This is a genomic window from Psychrosphaera sp. F3M07, from assembly GCF_018860345.1.
GTDB classification, from domain to species: domain Bacteria; phylum Pseudomonadota; class Gammaproteobacteria; order Enterobacterales; family Alteromonadaceae; genus Psychrosphaera; species Psychrosphaera aquimarina.
In genome coordinates, this window is record NZ_JAHKPJ010000021.1 from 182,635 (window position 1) to 200,413 (window position 17,779).

The 17,779-nt window shown below is 36.1% G+C and carries 16 protein-coding genes; 7 read left to right on the plus strand and 9 right to left on the minus strand.

Features of this window, described 5'->3' with window-relative positions; translation table 11 throughout:
- Nucleotides 1-64 precede the first annotated feature (64 nt).
- From KO505_RS11585 to KO505_RS11600, 4 genes are all read left to right on the plus strand, one after another.
- Nucleotides 65-1,744 (plus strand): sodium:alanine symporter family protein, encoded by a 1,680-nt coding sequence (locus tag KO505_RS11585; RefSeq protein ID WP_216055607.1) that lies wholly within the window; start codon nt 65-67, stop codon nt 1,742-1,744.
- A 156-nt stretch (nt 1,745-1,900) separates the two neighbouring features.
- On the plus strand, nt 1,901-2,227 hold the full coding sequence (locus tag KO505_RS11590; protein WP_216055608.1) for a zinc ribbon domain-containing protein: 327 nt from the start codon (nt 1,901-1,903) through the stop codon (nt 2,225-2,227).
- An 11-nt stretch (nt 2,228-2,238) separates the two neighbouring features.
- Nucleotides 2,239-2,520 carry a YeaC family protein gene (locus tag KO505_RS11595; RefSeq protein ID WP_216055609.1) on the plus strand — a complete coding sequence of 94 codons (282 nt, stop codon included), beginning with the start codon at nt 2,239-2,241 and terminating at the stop codon, nt 2,518-2,520.
- Nucleotides 2,510-5,290, plus strand: coding sequence for a DUF349 domain-containing protein (locus KO505_RS11600; RefSeq protein WP_216055610.1), 2,781 nt, complete (start codon nt 2,510-2,512; stop codon nt 5,288-5,290). Before KO505_RS11595 ends, KO505_RS11600 begins: the two co-directional genes overlap by 11 nt.
- A gap of 63 nt (nt 5,291-5,353) precedes the next feature.
- Here the strand turns inward: KO505_RS11600 and KO505_RS17495 are convergent, their stop codons facing one another.
- The 4 genes from KO505_RS17495 to KO505_RS11615 all read right to left on the minus strand — a co-directional run bounded on the left by KO505_RS17495 (nt 5,354) and on the right by KO505_RS11615 (nt 10,554).
- The gene (locus KO505_RS17495) at nt 5,354-5,485 is read right to left on the minus strand and encodes a hypothetical protein (RefSeq protein WP_256447643.1); all 132 of its coding nucleotides are present in this window, start codon (nt 5,483-5,485) and stop codon (nt 5,354-5,356) included.
- A 299-nt stretch (nt 5,486-5,784) separates the two neighbouring features.
- Nucleotides 5,785-7,125 carry a GTPase HflX gene (hflX, locus tag KO505_RS11605; protein WP_216055611.1) on the minus strand — a complete coding sequence of 447 codons (1,341 nt, stop codon included), beginning with the start codon at nt 7,123-7,125 and terminating at the stop codon, nt 5,785-5,787.
- 391 nt (nt 7,126-7,516) lie between these two features.
- The gene (locus tag KO505_RS11610) at nt 7,517-8,893 is read right to left on the minus strand and encodes a sigma-54 dependent transcriptional regulator (RefSeq protein WP_216055612.1); all 1,377 of its coding nucleotides are present in this window, start codon (nt 8,891-8,893) and stop codon (nt 7,517-7,519) included.
- The gene (locus tag KO505_RS11615; RefSeq protein WP_216055613.1) at nt 8,893-10,554 is read right to left on the minus strand and encodes a HAMP domain-containing sensor histidine kinase; all 1,662 of its coding nucleotides are present in this window, start codon (nt 10,552-10,554) and stop codon (nt 8,893-8,895) included. The genes KO505_RS11610 and KO505_RS11615 overlap by 1 nt, the downstream gene beginning before the upstream one ends.
- 301 nt (nt 10,555-10,855) lie before the next feature.
- Here KO505_RS11615 and KO505_RS11620 point away from each other — a divergent pair, with 301 nt between their 5' ends.
- A complete protein-coding gene (locus tag KO505_RS11620; protein WP_216055614.1) occupies nt 10,856-11,497 on the plus strand; it encodes a hypothetical protein in 642 nt (213 codons plus the stop codon).
- A 47-nt stretch (nt 11,498-11,544) separates the two neighbouring features.
- Here KO505_RS11620 and KO505_RS11625 read toward each other — a convergent pair whose 3' ends face one another.
- Entirely contained in the window at nt 11,545-12,177 is a 633-nt protein-coding gene (locus tag KO505_RS11625; RefSeq protein ID WP_216055615.1) for a DNA-J related domain-containing protein, read from the minus strand.
- A gap of 9 nt (nt 12,178-12,186) precedes the next feature.
- Nucleotides 12,187-12,846: a 7-cyano-7-deazaguanine synthase QueC gene (queC, locus tag KO505_RS11630; RefSeq protein WP_216055616.1), complete on the minus strand. Its 660-nt coding sequence runs from the start codon at nt 12,844-12,846 to the stop codon at nt 12,187-12,189.
- 173 nt (nt 12,847-13,019) lie between these two features.
- On the opposite strand from queC, the gene queE reads away from it, so the two are divergent.
- Both queE and KO505_RS11640 read left to right on the plus strand, forming a co-directional pair.
- Nucleotides 13,020-13,694: a 7-carboxy-7-deazaguanine synthase QueE gene (queE, locus tag KO505_RS11635; RefSeq protein ID WP_216055617.1), complete on the plus strand. Its 675-nt coding sequence runs from the start codon at nt 13,020-13,022 to the stop codon at nt 13,692-13,694.
- An 8-nt stretch (nt 13,695-13,702) separates the two neighbouring features.
- Entirely contained in the window at nt 13,703-14,107 is a 405-nt protein-coding gene (locus KO505_RS11640; protein ID WP_216055618.1) for a hypothetical protein, read from the plus strand.
- Nucleotides 14,108-14,203: 96 nt separating this feature from the next.
- Here KO505_RS11640 and trpA read toward each other — a convergent pair whose 3' ends face one another.
- From trpA to trpCF, 3 genes are read right to left on the minus strand one after another with little or no spacing between them, the layout of a single operon-like run.
- The gene (trpA, locus tag KO505_RS11645) at nt 14,204-15,013 is read right to left on the minus strand and encodes a tryptophan synthase subunit alpha (RefSeq protein WP_216055619.1); all 810 of its coding nucleotides are present in this window, start codon (nt 15,011-15,013) and stop codon (nt 14,204-14,206) included.
- Complete coding sequence (gene trpB, locus KO505_RS11650; protein WP_216055620.1) at nt 15,013-16,269, minus strand: tryptophan synthase subunit beta; 1,257 nt, start codon at nt 16,267-16,269, stop codon at nt 15,013-15,015. The genes trpA and trpB overlap by 1 nt, the downstream gene beginning before the upstream one ends.
- Before the next feature lie 29 nt (nt 16,270-16,298).
- The gene (gene trpCF, locus KO505_RS11655; RefSeq protein WP_216055621.1) at nt 16,299-17,765 is read right to left on the minus strand and encodes a bifunctional indole-3-glycerol-phosphate synthase TrpC/phosphoribosylanthranilate isomerase TrpF; all 1,467 of its coding nucleotides are present in this window, start codon (nt 17,763-17,765) and stop codon (nt 16,299-16,301) included.
- Nucleotides 17,766-17,779: the final 14 nt, after the last annotated feature.

Here is a 17,779-nt window from a genome sequence, read left to right on the forward strand (position 1 = left end):
AATGGGGTAGGGAACTACCCCATTATTTTATGTAACAATAACTATAATAAAAAAGGAATAAACAGTGAACGCACTAAATGATTTACTCGTTTTTCTAGATAGCCTATTAGGAAGCTCTCCTTGGTTCCCTTATGTGCTATTAGGTGTCGGTATCTTCTTCACCATCTACCTTAAATTTCCACAAATACGTTACTTTAAACATGCTTGGCAGGTTGTAACTGGTAAGTATGATAAAAAAGGCGCTGAAGGTGATACCAATCATTTCCAAGCTCTTTCAACGGCATTATCTGGTACCGTTGGAACAGGTAACATAGGTGGTGTTGCATTAGCCTTATCTATTGGTGGTCCGGCTGCATTATTTTGGATGTGGATGACGGCATTTTTTGGTATGACGACTAAGTTTGTCGAAGTAACTATGTCACACAAATATCGTGTGAAAGCGGAAGATGGCACTATGGCGGGTGGTCCAATGTATTACATGGATCGTCGTTTAAATATGAAATGGCTCGCTGTTGCCTTTGCGATCGCAACGGTAATTAGCTCATTTGGTACTGGTAGTTTACCTCAAATAAATAATATCGCCGTAAGTATGGAAAGTTCGTTTGGTATTGAACGAATGATAACCGGTGGCGTATTAGCGGTAGCGCTAGCTCTTGTAATCTTAGGTGGTATTAAACGTATCGCTTATGTTACTTCACGTATCGTCCCTGTTATGTCTGTTTTTTATGTTATTGGTGCGTTAGGCGTAATTTTCTACAATATTGAAAACTTAGTACCATCATTTGTTTCTGTATTTGCAGATGCCTTTACTGGTTCTGCGGCAACAGGTGGATTCGTCGGTGCGGCATTTGCTTATGCATTTACTAAAGGTGTTAACCGCGGTTTATTCTCAAATGAAGCAGGTCAAGGTTCTGCTCCAATTGCACATGCTGCAGCAAAAGCGGACGAACCAGTTTCTGAAGGTATGGTTTCAATTTTAGAACCGTTTATTGATACCATCATTATTTGTACTTTAACTGGTATGGTGATTCTATCTTCTGGTGCGTGGCACGATAAGTTTGAAAATGATTTCCAACGTTCGGACATGTCAATATTGTCAGGACAATATGTTGAAAGCTCTGAACAAAACATGAACTCGCTATACCTTTATTTAAATGGCCAAGAAAGTGATGTTGAAAAATTCTCTGGCGAATTAAAAGTAATTGAAGGTAAAGCTCAAGGTGATAATTTCACTGTGATTAATTCACGTTCAATTGCTGAAAACGTAAACTTCTTATTACCAGGCGAACATTTATATAACGGCAAATTACAGGTTATCGATGGGCAACTGAAAAACAAAGAAATTATAGTTCGCGGTGATTCATTAATTCACTCCGCCGCTTTAACAACAGAAGCATTTACAAAAGGCTACTTTGGTGAGCACGGCAAATACATAGTTACTATTGGTTTGTTATTATTTGCTTTCTCAACTGCGATAGCTTGGTCGTATTATGGCGACAGAGCAATGACGTACCTATTAGGTGCACGTTCGGTTATGCCATATCGTGTTATTTATTGTGCGGCGTTTGCTTGGGCTGCGGTAGCTGATACATCATTAATATGGATGTTAGCTGCGGTTGCCATTGTTGTTATGACCTTACCTAACTTATTCGGCATCATGTTACTTCGTAAAGAAATGAAGGAAACGGTTGATGACTATTGGGTTAAGTTCAATAAAGAACATGGTGAAAATAAAGATAACTAAGTTGTTTTTATAAAATTAAGCCACATTAAATACTAATTAAAACTATATAATTAGTATCAAAAGCATCCTAATAATATTAGGGTGCTTTTTCTGCGTTTATCCCTCAGTATTTTTACAACGGATGAAATGAATAATATCTTTTAGAAAGAGTGTAGTATGGCCATTATTAAATGCCCTCAATGTGCAAAATCTATCTCGGACAAACAAAAGGTTTGTCCACATTGCGACCTAGATATGAATGATCTTACTGAAGAAAAGTTACATTCATTAAGCAAGATCAAATCATTAAAAAATAGTCAGTCTATTATGACTCACCAAGCCATAGCGATGTTGTTATTTTTAATGGGGGTTTTTACCTTTTATAACAGCGATGATAAAACGGCTCCTCAATATTTCATGTCGCAAGCATGTATTGTTGTTGGTTTTGTCTGGTACATCATTAATCGTATTCGGATCATTATGTCCAAACGTAAAAAGTCTTAGTGGGTAACACAATGAATTTAGATCAAATGTTGGCGTCAGTAACGCCGGAAGTTTTTGAAAACTTAAAATACGCTGTAGAAACGGGTAAATGGCAAAATGGCCAGCGTTTAACTGCGGAACAAAGAGATAATTCCTTACAACTTGTATTGGCGTATCAAGCCAAAGTTGAAAAATCTAATCAGCATTTTACCATCGGTGAAGACGGTGAAATGGTGATGAAATCTAAGCGTGAATTAAAACGCGAATTTTTACCTGAAACTGACATCGCAAGGTTTGACCAAGATGATATTTAGTAAATTATTTAGAAAGAAAAAATGGCAAAGTGAAAAAGTAAGTGAACGTTTAGCCGCCGTTGCAGAACTGGATAAAGATGTTATAGCAAATAAATCAATTTTACATGAGTTGGCTTTTAATGATGGCGATGAGAAAGTAAGACGCGCAACCTTAGAAAAATTAAATGATTTTGCATTATGGTGGCAGGCATTTAGAAATGATCACTCAGATAACATTAAGAAAAATGCTGAACGCATCATTATTGAGTCATTAACAGGTGTTCGTGATACAAATTTAGATGCAAAATTAAAAGTGCAGTTTATCGAGCAATGTAATAAAACTCAGTTGTTAGAACGGATTGTATTTGAACTTAATGATGAAGCATTAACGTTAAGTACCATAGAGCGCTTAAATAAAGACGTTTTACATTTCAGAGCGATTACCGAAAGTACCTTATCTGATGAGGCAAAATTAAGTTTATTAGCCAATATTAATGATATGAATCAACTTAAGAAGTTAGCTAAAAAACTCAATGGCAGCTTACTTAGCCATGTTGAACAAAAAATTGAAAAATTAAAACTTGATGCGGAAAAACCAGTTAAGTTAGAAAAGCAAATTAGATTAGTGTTAGCACAATTAAACGCACTTAAAGATAAAAGCGACTTTTCAGTGATTGCTGAAAAACAAGCTGAAATAGAAAATCAATGGCAACAAGCAGTAAACGACATTGATATTTTAGAAAACGAAGTGAAAACCGAGTTACTGGCTAAACATCAAAAAATCGTAGCAACACTAGAACGCATTCAAGCACCGCTTAAAGCACAATGGCAACAACAGCAAGAAGCCGAGCAACTCGCTCAAGAGCAACAAAATCACTTTGAACAAATCAGTGCTGAATTAGCCGCTGTCGAGTCTAAAATTACCCAGTCAATTGCTGACGACAGTGAAATAGAGCAAAGCCAACTAAGTAATGATATCAATACCATTACCCATAAATGTAATGAAGTTAGTTTAAATGATACTAACCGTATTGAGTTATTAAAACGTGCAGAAACAATTTTCAACCGTGCTAATCAAATACCAAAAATAAAACAATCGATATTATTGGCCAAAGGATTATTGGAAAAGTTACAACAACTACCAATACCTCAAGACTTAACTTCTTTAAATGCCATTCAAAGTGAGTTTAAACAACTTAAAAAAGAATGGCAGCATAACTTAAAGGAAGTAGGTATCTCCCTGCCAACGGACATTGCTGGTGAATATGACAGTTTAATTAAGCTCAGAGATAATGCGATTAGTGAGTTTGAGAAACAACAACGTCAAATATTCAATCAAATACGTCGCAAAATTCCTGAACTTGAAGAACTAATCAAGCAAGGGAAATTTAATAATGCATTTGGTTTATATAAAAAAATGACCTTTTGGTATGCCGACTTAAATGATTACCAAAAAAATCAGATAGCCCGTAACTGGGAATTTTTAGAATCTGAAATGGAGAAGTTAAAAGAATTACAAATGTCTTTTTCTAATCCTAAAAAACAAGAGCTATTGGCGGATATTAAAAAATTGGCGGAAACGCCATTGGTTGACCCTACAGAACAAGCTCATCGTGTAAGGTTATTACGTTCTAACTGGCAATCGTTAGGCCATGCGGGTGATGATCAAGAAAATGCATTAAACGAAGAGTTTAATCAGTTTTGTGAAACTGCCTTTGTACCGTGTCGTGAACACTACAAAGAATTAGAAGATGAACGCCAAGCTAACTTGGACGCCAAACTTCTTATTATTAGTCAGTTGGAAACGTTAGCTAATAATTTAAAAAGCTCAGAAGTTTCAAGCTGGAAGGACTTAGAGTCCGTTTTTGTGAAGTTAACTAAGTTATGGCGTGAAACTGGATTAATCGACCGAGACAAAGTATCTGAGATTAATAACCGTTATCAAGCAACATTAAAACCAATAAAACAAGCCATTACTAAGCACCACGTTAGCAATGAACAAGCAAAACAAGCGTTAATTAAACAAGCGCAAGAATTAGCTGCTCAAGAAATGGATTTAACACAAAAGTCAGACAAACTTAAAGGTTTGCAAGCTAAGTGGAAAACCGTTGGTTTTGCAGGTAAAGGCACAGACCAAAAGCTTTGGAATGAGTTTAGAGCGGTGAATAACCCAATATTTGAACAACGTGATAATGATAAGAAACAAGAGATGGATGCGGCAAATGAGTTATTTGATACTCATATGGCCATGTTATCTGATCTCAAACATTCAATTGAAGATGTGACTGAAATAAATGAACTGCGTTCTATTATCGATCAGGCTGAACAAAGCTTAACTCAAGTTAAAGGTGTTGCTAAACCTCAGTTTGAAAAGTTAAGACGTATTGTACTTTCTATCACTAAGATCGCTGATGAAGCTATTGCTGAACGTAGAGCAAAACAAGAACAACAAATATATGTAGATCTGTTTTCTGCCGTTGAAGCATTAGTTGAGGGGAAGGCGGCTGATTTAAGTCAGTTTAAGTCTTCTTGGCAAAATGCTTTTAACATGAATTCAAAACAAGATCGTCATCAAGTCACCTTAATGATGGAGATCACTGCTGGATTAACTTCGCCAGAGGTTGATAAAGCTAAACGTAATGAAGTTCAAATGGAGATGTTGAGTGCTAAGATGGAGCAGGGCATTGAATATAATGTTCAAGAGTTACTAGAATCTTGGTTAGCTGCCGGCATATTCACAGAAGCAGATATAGAATTGTTAACGAGAATTAAACCAATATTTATTTCTTAGACTACATTTGTGCTATAAAAAAAGACTGGCTTGCCAGTCTTTTTTTTACCTGTTAAATAATGATTAACTAGGTGTATCAATATAATCTTTAATTTTGCGCCTGATTTCAGTGAGATCGGTATTATCTTCTGGAAATAATGCAATTAACTCATCAAATGAATCCCATTGAGCTTTATTAACCACTTTACTAAACAACGTGTATTCTTCATTCGTTAAATTTAAGAGCTTCTTTAGAAACAATGACGAGGACATAGATAACCTTAAAGTGTCAAACTTTGACACATACTAAGAATAAACTAATGGTTTATCAACTAGATATTGTAAAACTGAAATCTGCACTTTGAACAGGGGTTTAATTACTAAACCTTAAATGTACGAGGTGACTGACATATAATCTATGCAGAGTTGAGTATCGGTCTGTTCATTTACATTAATCATTTACTAACAGCGGTGACATTAACGAGTTAATTTCACCGCTATTATTATTGGATGTATTATATATTTTGCATGCTCTTTTTTAATCGAGCTAAGTCAATCGCACTTGAACGTACAGTCAACTTTATGTGGTCGTATTCATATTCTTCATTAATTACACTCATGGTGTTACGTATCTCGCCAACAATGCCTTTAGCGGTATATGGAATAATGACTTGTTCCTCAATCATTTCTTGTTCAGCAATACCTACTATATATTCATGCAGTTTAGCCACATCTTTGGGATCACGTGCTGAAGTGAGCATCGCATCTGGATACTCAATAATAAGTTGAGCTTGTTGCTCAACGCTTAGTTGATCGGACTTGTTTAATATAAGTAATTTTTTACTGCCTTCAACGCCAACTTCTTCAAGCACTTCGTTGACAACCTCAAGTTGCTTGCGAAATGAAGGATCGGAGGCATCAACCACGTATAACAGTAACGAGGCATCATGTGCTTCCGCTAAGGTAGAATGGAATGACGCAACCAGATCATGTGGTAATTTCTTAATAAAACCAACCGTATCTGACACTAATATTCTTGGGTGAGTAACGGGGAATAATGCACGAACGGTAGTATCAAGAGTGGCAAACAGTTTGTTTTCACCTTCAACTTCACTGCCGGTAATTGCACGCATCATTGATGATTTACCCGCATTGGTATATCCCACCAATGCTACACAAAAATGTTCAGAACGTTGTGTACGTCGGCCTTTCATTTCTTCTTGAACACTTACCAATTGGCGTTTTAATTCAGCAAGTTGGTCACGAACATTACGACGGTTCAGTTCCAGTGTAGTTTCGCCTGCGCCTTTACCCATTTGGTGTTCTTTATCACCCGTTGAGGTTTCTCGAAGCCTTGGTGCTACATAGTTAAGGCGTGCAATTTCAACTTGTAATTTAGCCGTTTTGGTACGTGCATGACGGCTAAATATTTCAATAATAACGCCGGTGCGGTCAAATACTTCAACCCCTAACTGGTTCTCAACATTACGCATTTGAGATGGGCTTAAGTCGCAGTCAAACACTACAATATCGGCACAAGCAATAGGTAGGTTTACTGATGGGATATCATTAAAGTCTAAATCATAGTCCAGTTCATCGTCATTATCAGTAGCTTCAATTATCCCTTTGTTACCAGTAAGTTGTGCTATTTCTGCTAACTTGCCTAACCCAAGAACATTAACGCGTTTAGTAGAACTCTGATTTTGTGACTGAGTACCAACAACTTTAAATCCTAATGTTGTCACCAAGCGGGCAAGTTCAGCCAATGACTCTTCAGCCTCAGCCCCTTTAAATTCAGGTGTACGAACGGAAATTAATAAAGCGTTATTAAGGGATGGTTTTGCTGTTAATTGCATATAAATTGTTTATTAATGCACGCATGTTAATAAATGGTGCAAGCCTAATGTTTAATTTTGAATAGGGGGCAAGCTTACGCTGTTATGGGGGAAGTTGTAAGTTATATAAAAAACAGCAGTAAAAAGTCAGCCGGAAGTTATAAGCCGTAATCGGTAAGTAAAAGCAATAACGTCGTTTACAAACTCTGATGGATTTATTGCGAGTGATTCTATGTCTATTTTTTATGGTGATATTTTAGTGCCGCTAACATCTAATTGTTTGTTTATGCGGTGTAATGAAATGGCGACCTAAATATTTAAAGTGAAACTAGATCGTCTATTTGTCCACGAACAAAGTAATATTTATATATTACAATCTGCATAGGATTTATATATTTTTCGCCGCTCGCCGCTATAACTCAAACTTCTCAATTCGATACAAAAACTGTTTATACCCCATGCCTAATAACTTAGCGGCTTTGGTTTTATTGTTTTTAGTTTTAAGTAGGGCTTGTTGTAAAACTTGTTTTTCAAAGTCATCCCAATTCATGCCATTTTCTGGAATGTTAAATTCACCATTTTGTTGTGGCATGTTTGTATCAAAGTTTGTTGAATTAGTCTCTTGTCTTGTTAGGTCTTCAATTAACTCTTGTTCATCACCTAATAACACAAAACGTTCTAGTTTGTTGCTCAACTCACGCACATTACCTGGCCAGTCGTGATCAAGTAATAGCTTTTTGGTTGGCGCTGATAATTTAGCGGATTGACCGCCGTATTGTTGTTCAAACTTATTGATAAAGTGCAAAATCAGTTTTGGAATATCTTCAGGTCTTTCTTTTAAAGAAGGCATTCTTAGTGGTACAACGTTTAAACGATAATAGAGATCTTCTCTAAACTCTTGTTTGCTTATTTGGGTTGGAATGTCTCTGTGAGTTGCCGCAATTACGCGGGCATCAACTTGAATTTCGTCATTGGAGCCTAAGCGGGTAATCACACCTTCCTGCAAAAAGCGCAGTAATTTAGCTTGTAATAAAATAGGTAACTCACCAATTTCATCTAGGAATAATGTACCTTGATGTGCCGCTTCAATTTTTCCAATTTTTTGTGCAATAGCACCTGTAAATGCGCCTTTTTCAGCACCAAATAGTTCAGCTTCTGCTAATGATTCTGGGATAGCTCCACAATTAATGGCTATAAAACTATTATTCTTTCTATCAGAAAGTTGATGTAATGCTCTGGCTGCTAATTCCTTTCCGGTACCACTTTCGCCAGTTATCATAACAGTGGCATTGGTATTGGATACACGTTTAATACGTTCATAAACCTGTTGCATACAAGGCGCATTACCAACTAAATCAACCATGTTTTGTTGTTCAGTTAACTGTTTTTCTAACGATTGGTTTTGTTCTCGTAGTGACTTTGCCGTATTGGCTTTTGAAATAGCCAGTAGTAATTCTTGTGATTGGAAAGGCTTACTTAAATAATCATCTGCGCCTTTTTCAATGGCTTCTATTGCGTGTTTTACTGAACCATAAGCCGTAGCAACGACAAAGCCGATATTTAGAGAATTGTTTCTAACGTACTCTAATAATGAAATACCGGTTAAAGTACCTAATTTCCAATCTGAGAAGATAACATCAGGTAAAGTGTTTTGTTTAACTAAGTTTTTTAAGGAAACAATTGCGCTTTCAACACTGTCTGCTTGAGTTACTTTAATGTCGTTGACTTCTAATATATTGGCAACAAGTTCACGCTGATCTTGTTCATCTTCTACTAATAAAACATGCATTATTTGATGTCCTGTTGTACCGAACGAGGAAGTGTACATATTGCAGTGACTCCAGTTACTTTTCCATGTTCTATATTGTTATTTACGGTTAATGTGCCGTCATAATGTAATTCTACTAGACGTTTGCTGATATAAAGTCCCATGCCTGCACCTTCAGCTTTGGTAGAGCAGTGTGCAGAAAAAAGCCGTGATTCTATATTCGAATCAAGTCCTGACCCAAAGTCAGTTATCGTTATGACCGGTAGTTCGTTTGTTATGGATGCCTTGACAATAATAGTTATCGGCGTGTTTTTGTCCACTGACGAATTATGTTGTAATTTATCTAAGCTGGCTTCATAGGCATTAAAAATCAATGTATGGAAAATAGCACGGAACTCACTTTCTGCACCTATTATCTTAATTTTATTGTCTGATATAAGTTCAACATTTAATACGCAAACTGAATTATCGTGAGTTTGTTTTAATTCAAGTATTACATCATTAAGAATTGCGGTTAAAGAAACATTCTCTTCTCGCTCAAGTCCATCAGATGTAATAGTTAACAATGCTTTAATGTTTTTATCTAACTGTGTAATTTTACTTTGTATTTGTTTAAACAGTTTCTGTTTTATGGATTCAGAAACTTGGCCGCTCTGTAATTGTTCAATCGCTAACCCAATGGTGTGCATAGGATTTCGTAAAGCATGAGCTATACCTTTACTTACGTCACTTATCTCAGTTAAGTGAGTTTGTTGCTGTAATTTTGTTTCCGCATCCGCTAGTTTTGCTAATTGGTTACTCATGGAGTTAAATCTATGGATAGTTTGGCTTACCTCAGCAACACCTTGAGGTTCTACTTGTACACCAAAGTTACCTTGTTCTAGTTGTTTAAATCCGTTAATTAATTCTTGCATGGGTTTACTAAATCGTGCGCTTAACCAAAATACAAACAGAATTGAAATAAATGTAGTGAAGACGATGACAAATGTGATGTAGTTAAATAATTCAGATATTTGTGATTTTCGTTTATTGATGATCACATTAGGATCGTGTTTTTTAACACTCTTAGCATGCCAAATCTTTTTAGTGCCGTTCTCCGAGGTAGTTTCAATTTTGATATTGTCGTTTTCAATACCTATGTTTTTCATATTTTCTATTTGTTTGGCTAAATGACGTTTAATCAGTTTGTTAGGATGTGCTTTTTTAATACCTAGTTTTATCCGGAACCCTTTCTCTAGAACTTCTAAATTATGCATTTTTTGTGATTTAAGCTGTTGGGCTAATGATAATACGGTTGGTTTTATTTCTGCTGGTACTTTTGATAACGCATTTAACAGTTTGTCATCTGAATTTAATATGTCAGCATCAATTTCCATTTTTAAACTGAACTGAGGTTTTGCTTTTTTTAATACATGGATTCTTAACATGTCTATAAAAGGTGGATCTTGTTTTTCTGGTAAATAGGTGAGGATATCAAGCTTAGTTTCAAGTTGAGTTGTATGATCTTCGTCTTCAATACTATCAATCGTATATTTTAATATTCGGTCAGCAAAGTCTTTCCCCCTTTGCTCTATTTCAGCATCTACATTATTTTTAAAGTGGAATAGAAGGGCGACTTGTGCGATGGCAATCACTAAAACAAGTCCGGTGATTAATAAAAATAGGTGACGTCGAATTGTCATATATATAGGGTCTCAATTATGAACACGAATTGGTTGATTTTGCTATTTACGCAATCTTTATTCCATAGTGAAAAGTAGATATAAATCATAATGTTATTAAACATTGTTAACTTAATTGTAAACCAAAAATACTGTAATGAGGAATGTTTATCCTTATATCAGGATTAATTATTAGAAGTATAAGCGAATTGTATTCAATATTACCCTAATACATTGAATTATAATGTGTTTATATATTGGCACGTTAGTTGAGTTAACTAGTTTAGTTTTACAAAACAAGCTTTAAAACAGGAGAGCTAATATGAAAAACTTAAAACTAAATGTTATCGCTGCATCTATGATGATAGGCACTCTATTATTAAGTGGTAATGCGTTAGCTGATAGAACTAAAGATAGTAAAGAAAAACCAGTCCGTCAGATGATCAAGATTAAAGCTGAAGAGGGCACTGATGTAAAAGTCTTTGTTGGTAAGAATGGAGAAAAAAATAAGTATAGCTTTAGCGCTGAAGAGCTAGAAAATATGGATAATGTGAAGGCTAAATTAGGTGATTTAGACCAAGAAACACTTGATAAGGTTGTCCAGTTATTAGGCCAACTTAATGAACATGAAGCAAAAATAGTTGAGTTCAAAGACACTGACATCAAACATGGTGAATCAGAATCTAAAATCTTTATGGTGAAAACCGGTAACTCAGAAGGTGAAATGCATATTGAAATTGACGTAGAAGGGGATGGAAAGTTTCATGAAAAACGTTTACGTAAATCTTTCTTCGCGGATGGTAAAGGAAATCATAAAGCCAATCACAAACGTATGAAGTGGATTTCAGAAGACGGTGATAAACCTGAAATGGTTAAAGTACTAAAAAAACTTATCAATAAATCTGAATTAACCGATGATCAAATAGAAGAGCTTAAAACGCTTTTAGATAAAAAAAACCAATAAACATAATTTACATTAGAACCTAAAAGGCCTTTAAATTAAGGCCTTTTTTATATGTGTTTTTTAACGTAACTATAGGCAAGATTTAGACGTTGGAATTTGGTGGTACATCCGCCTTTATCTGGGTGGTGTGTATTGCTTAAAGTCAGATACTGACGTTTAAGATCTGCCTTTGTAGGCAAATTGTCCAACTCTAAAATAGACAGCGACTTCTCTAGGTTTGATTCAGACATTTGCATAGTGGATTGAGAAAACATGGTTTTCCAAAACGAATCAATTAAATCATTTACATTTGATTCATCTGTTTTTTCAAAATTACGCCAGTCTAGGTAATAGGCTCTTAACTTTTCAATGGCTTGTTGCTTTTGTGATAATTGGATGGGGTTCGATTGTTGTTGGTTAGATTCCGAACTTGTTAGTGTTGGGGTTAAAGGAATGTAAGTAATTTGGGATGAAATGATATCTATATCATATTGATTATGTTGTAAGCCTAAATCACGTAAACGATACAGTGCATTAAAAATAACAAAATGGGTTTGAAATAAAGCGAGGTTATTGGACATAACCTCATGGTTAAATAAGTGATAGGGGTCGGATTTGAACTTAGTAATTATCTCATACTCACTAATTGGACCTTGTTTAATGATGTCCAATATTGCTTGATCTAATACTAAGTTTTCCAAAACAGACGCTTATGCTTCGTATTCTAGCGGATCGGAGGCATTGTTTTTTTCAAATGCTTCTAGTCGTTCTTGGCAAGCACCACACTTCCCACACGCTTTTTCACGACCGTTATAACAAGTCCAAGTTTTGTTATAGTCTAAGTTCATAGCCAGTCCGTCGGCTAAGATTTCTATTTTGTCGTTATGCAAATAAGGCACTACAATATCAATGGCATCGTAGTTCGCGATTGCACAAACATCTTGCATACGTTTTACAAACTCTGGCCGACAGTCTGGATAGATAGCATGATCACCTGAATGAGCGCCATAAAACACTTTAGTAGCGTTTAAACTTACAGCATAACCAACGGCTAGACTTAACAAGATCATGTTGCGGTTTGGCACTACGGTGCTTTGCATTGTTTCTGCTTCGTAATGGCCTTCAGGAATATCAATATTATCGGTTAGTGATGAGCCTGCAATAATTGAGTTTATGGCACTAATATCGACAATTTTGTGATGTACATTTAATTCTTCACAAGCACGTTTGGCATAGTCAATTTCTTTAACATGACGCTGACCATAATCGAAAGTTAATGCATATACATCAAACCCTTTTTTTATCGCATGGTTTAACACGGTATATGAGTCCATTCCACCCGAAAAAATGACAACAACTTTTTCTGACATTCAAAATCACCTATAAATTAATTGCGAAAAAGTAACGAAACTTTTGTTATAATCGCAAACATTAACGAACACATAAAAGACAATGGTGTTCGTACTTAAACAGAATAAATGAATGTTAATTCAATATCTGTTTAGAAGAAAGTTAACTTTTAGCAGGTACCAATAGTAAAGCGATGAATAAATACAAAATAAATGAAATATTTGAGACCATTCAAGGTGAAGGTCAATACACAGGTACCGCATCCATTTTTGTTCGTTTACAAGGGTGTCCAGTTGGTTGTTCATGGTGTGATACCAAACAAACATGGGAACAACTTGAAAGCGATAAACAATCACTTTCAAATATTATTATCAAAACATCGGACTCGCCAACTTGGTGTGATGCGGATGAAAGCATAATTTATAACACTTTTGTTGAGCAAGGTTATAGAGCTAAACATGTTGTTATTACCGGTGGCGAACCTTGCATGTTTGATTTAAACCCATTATGTAATTTATTACATTCAAAAGGGTACACCACTCAAATAGAAACCAGTGGTACCTTTGAAATTCAAGCACCAGATCAAACATGGGTGACAGTATCACCAAAAATTAATATGAAAGGCGGTTATCCCGTTTTAGCATCTTGCATGATAAGGGCCAATGAAATAAAACACCCAATTGCACGACAAACACATGTTGAAGAGTTAGAGCAATTGCTTATCGAAGCGCCAGTGAAACCAAACACATTAATTTATTTACAACCTATTAGCCAAAAAACATCGGCAACGGAACTTGCTATAGAAACCTGTAAAGAAAAGAACTGGCGTTTGTCGGTTCAAGTACATAAATATATAGGAATTAGTTAGGCATCATAATGAAACAAAGATTTACTGAGTTTTTTCAGCTGTACGCAACAGCCATGCAAAATAGACAATTAAAGTTATTGAAGTCGATTTATCGATTACCGTTTATTATTGTTCATGATGAGCCTAAAAGCGTGGCTACTTTTAATCTAGAATTAGAAATGAAGTTGAAAAAGGTACTGGCTTCTTTTCAACAAATGTCTGTTTCTAGTGTTGAGGTGCAAGTGAATAAAGCAATTCATTTATCTAAAGATGTTCATTTTGCCAATGTGAACTGGACGTTTAAAAATGAACAAGGTGAAATACAGTTAACCTATAATACTTCATATATGCTCAATGTTACTGAAGAAGATATTAAAATCATAACTGTCATCATCGATGATGAAAACGACACTTATTTAAAGCTAATCGATTAAATACTGTAATAAGTAGTGTAAAGTACATAAATTAAAAAAACCGTTATCTACAAAGATAACGGTTTTTTTTGTTTTAATACTCAGGTATTTCGACAGTTATGATTTCGATGTCGCTGCTTTCATAGATTTAATGAATACGGCTAACTCTTTTAACATAACGTCTTTGTTGGCTAAGTTACGTTCAATAATATTAACCACCGCAGAACCAGAAATTGCCCCAGCTGCGCCAGAGTTTATCGCTGATTTCACTTGTTCTGGGCTAGAAATACCAAAACCTAAAATAGCAGGGGCTGCATTATGGCTTGCTAGCTTTTTGATCATTATGTCAGCTGGCATATTTGCTTTGGTTTCAGCGCCTGTAACACCCGCACGGCTTAATAAATAAGTATAACCTTCACTGAACTTGGCTACCTGCTCTAACATGCTGTCATCAATGGTAGGCGGCACAATAAATACTGCATCAACGTTTGCTTGTTTAGCTGCAAGTCTAAATGGCTCACTTTCTCTAACTGGCACATCGGCAACTAAAACAGAATCAATACCTGCTTTTGCACATAATTCATAAAAGCTTTGTATGCCTTTTGCTACCACTAAGTTGCTGTAAAGTAACAAGCCTATTGGTGTAGCTGGAAACTCTATTCTTATTTTTGCTACAAGATCTAAACAAGCTTGTGTAGAGATAACCTGATCTAAAGCTCTGATGTTCGCAGCTTGTATAGTAGGGCCATCAGCAATGGGATCTGAAAAAGGGATACCTAATTCAAGTGCATCGGCACCAGATTCAATTAATGTTTTAATAATTTGATAACTGGTTTCCAAGTCAGGATCGCCAATGGTAACAAACGGTATAAATGCACCTTGATTATTTGCATTTAATTGTTGAAACATTTCATTATAACGGCTCATTATTTTGGCTCCTTCTGTGCTGACTCTGGGTTATTGCTGGTAAACTTTTCACCTAGTATTGAATGAACGTGTGTTAAGTCTTTATCCCCTCGGCCAGAAAGATTCACTAATATGATCTGTTCTTTTTCAGGATTTTGTTTAGCCAGTTTTAACGCATGTGCTAAGGCATGTGATGACTCAAGGGCTGGAATGATGCCTTCGTGTTTAGCTAATATTTGGAAAGCTTCAATTGCTTCCTCGTCATTAATTGCCACATAATCAGCACGACCAATAGCTTTTAAGTGAGCGTGTTGTGGGCCAACGGCTGGGTAATCTAAGCCAGCTGAAATAGAATAAGACTCTTCTATTTGTCCGTCTTTGTCTTGCATTATATGGGTGTAAGCACCGTGTAATATACCTTTAGAGTCAATTCCTTGGTCGATAACAGCAAGTGCTGCACCGTGTTCTCCAGTTTCTAAACCATGACCACCAGGTTCAACACCAATTAATTCAACGCCTTGTTCTTTAATAAAGTCATTAAACATACCAATGGCGTTTGACCCACCACCAACACAAGCAATAACTTTATCAGGCAATCGGCCTTCTGCTTTTAATACTTGTTGTTTGGCTTCTTCGCCAATCATTTTTTGAAAATCACGAACAATCGTTGGGAAAGGGTGAGGACCAGCTGCAGTACCTAACAAATAATGGCTATCTTCGTAAGTTGAAGCCCAGTCACGCATTGCTTCATTGACGGCATCTTTTAATGTGCCAGAGCCGGCGGTTACAGGGATGACTTCAGCGCCCATTAATTTCATTCTAAATACATTAGGTTGTTGTCTATCAATGTCTTTAGCACCCATATATATACGTGCTTCTAATCCCATTAATGCGCAAGCTAATGCTGTTGCTACACCATGCTGACCGGCACCAGTTTCAGCAATAACTCGAGTTTTACCCATACGCTTGGTTAATAACGCTTGGCCTAATACTTGGTTGGTTTTGTGTGCACCACCGTGTAATAAATCTTCACGTTTTAAATAAAGTTTTGTCTTGGTACCCGCTACTATGTTTTTACACAATGTTAATGGAGTAGGGCGTCCAGCGTAATTTGTTAGTAATGACTCAAATTCTTCTACAAATGCCGGGTCTTCTATAGCCTCAATATAGGCCTGTTCTAATTGTTCTAATGCAGGAACAAAAAGCTCTGGTACAAACATGCCACCATATTCACCAAAATAGGCATCTAATGTTTTTTTAGTTTTAACGCTGCTCATGGGGATTCCTAATATAATTTTTAATTGAGTTAGTGAAAATCTTTTCGATTCACTAACGTAAATAATTGGTTAATTTGTTGAGCTGATTTTATGCCTGGGCTGGTCTCAACACCTGAATTTACATCAACGCCACAAACTGGAAGGTTTTGTGTTGATTTAATATTTTCCAAATTTAAGCCACCCGCTAACATAAATGCTGGTGAATTTAAGTTAATGCCTTTTAACAAGTTCCAATCGAAGGTTTTACCTGTTCCGCCAGATTGACCTGTAGTAACACACTTAGTATCCAATAATATTCTGTCTGCGCTTGGCCATCGTTTTGGTAAAGCTTCAGTGGCATTTGTTTGAATGTTATCAGCTTCAACCGCAACGGACTTCCATATGCTTATTTGTTTATTTGCCTTGTTAGAGAGTTCTCTAACAGAGTCGATATAGTTGTCATCTTCATTACCGTGTAATTGTACTACGCTAATGTTTAACTCAGAGATCAGTTTATCTAGTTCTTTTAACGGCATATCTTGAGTAACAGCAACAAAGTTTAATTGGCCGTTTGAGTCTTGTTCAATGATGTCTTTTGCTTTATCGATAGTTACGCAACGTGGGCTTTTTGTCACAAAGATCAAGCCAGCATGTTTTACTTGGTTTTCAATTAACGCTTCAACAGCGGAGGCTTGAGTTAAACCACACACCTTATGTTCACCGATAATTAAATCATGGCATGCACGAGAAAGATCTTTTTGTGCCATTAACGAACTGCCCACCAAGAAACCTTGCACTTCTTGTTTTAACAAGTTCACCTGTTGGTGATTGTTAATTCCTGATTCTGAAATTAACACTGTGTTGTTAATTTGTTGTTCGCTGGCCAATTGTTTGAACAAACTCACTAACTCAGGGGTTTTATTTAAGTCCGTTGATAAGTCCCTTAAGTTTCGGTTATTTATACCTAATATGTCGGCCTTTAATGATACAGCACGATGCATTTCTTGTTCATTGCTGACTTCTGTTAGTACGGACATGTTTAGTTCGTTAGCTAAGGTATTAAGCAATGTATATTGTTTATCGTCTAAAACTGACAACATCAATAAAATAGCGTTAGCACCAAAGTAACGGGCAAGGTACACCTGATATTCATCGATAAAGAAGTCTTTACATAATACAGGTTGGCTTAATTTAGCTTTCACTAAAGGCAAACGCTCAAATTCACCTTGGAAGTATTTTTCGTCCGTTAATACCGAGACACAGCTGGCGTATTGGCCATAACTTTGGCAAATTTCATCTAAATCAAAAACAGGGCGAATCAGGCCTTTTGATGGACTTGCCTTTTTGCATTCTAAGATGAAAGCTGCGCCTGTATTTTTATGGTCGCTTTGCAACGCCGCTTTGAAATCACGGTCGTTAGGTGTTAATTGCTCAATAAACTCAGTGAGTGGGAAATCCACTTTACGTTGGTTGACTTCAAGCTGTTTGTCCGCAACGATTTTTTCTAATACATTCATTTAATATTCATTCA

Coding starts and splice junctions, on each gene's coding strand:
- hflX (WP_216055611.1), bottom strand. CDS start 7,125: ATGCAATTAACAGCAAAACCATCCCTTAATAACGCTTTATTAATTTCC.
- KO505_RS11610 (WP_216055612.1), bottom strand. CDS start 8,893: ATGCATGTTTTATTAGTAGAAGATGAACAAGATCAGCGTGAACTTGTT.
- KO505_RS11640 (WP_216055618.1), top strand. CDS start 13,703: ATGAAACAAAGATTTACTGAGTTTTTTCAGCTGTACGCAACAGCCATG.
- KO505_RS11595 (WP_216055609.1), top strand. CDS start 2,239: ATGAATTTAGATCAAATGTTGGCGTCAGTAACGCCGGAAGTTTTTGAA.
- queE (WP_216055617.1), top strand. CDS start 13,020: ATGAATAAATACAAAATAAATGAAATATTTGAGACCATTCAAGGTGAA.
- KO505_RS11615 (WP_216055613.1), bottom strand. CDS start 10,554: ATGACAATTCGACGTCACCTATTTTTATTAATCACCGGACTTGTTTTA.
- trpA (WP_216055619.1), bottom strand. CDS start 15,013: ATGAGCCGTTATAATGAAATGTTTCAACAATTAAATGCAAATAATCAA.
- trpB (WP_216055620.1), bottom strand. CDS start 16,269: ATGAGCAGCGTTAAAACTAAAAAAACATTAGATGCCTATTTTGGTGAA.
- KO505_RS11590 (WP_216055608.1), top strand. CDS start 1,901: ATGGCCATTATTAAATGCCCTCAATGTGCAAAATCTATCTCGGACAAA.
- KO505_RS11620 (WP_216055614.1), top strand. CDS start 10,856: ATGAAAAACTTAAAACTAAATGTTATCGCTGCATCTATGATGATAGGC.
- queC (WP_216055616.1), bottom strand. CDS start 12,846: ATGTCAGAAAAAGTTGTTGTCATTTTTTCGGGTGGAATGGACTCATAT.
- trpCF (WP_216055621.1), bottom strand. CDS start 17,765: ATGAATGTATTAGAAAAAATCGTTGCGGACAAACAGCTTGAAGTCAAC.
- KO505_RS11600 (WP_216055610.1), top strand. CDS start 2,510: ATGATATTTAGTAAATTATTTAGAAAGAAAAAATGGCAAAGTGAAAAA.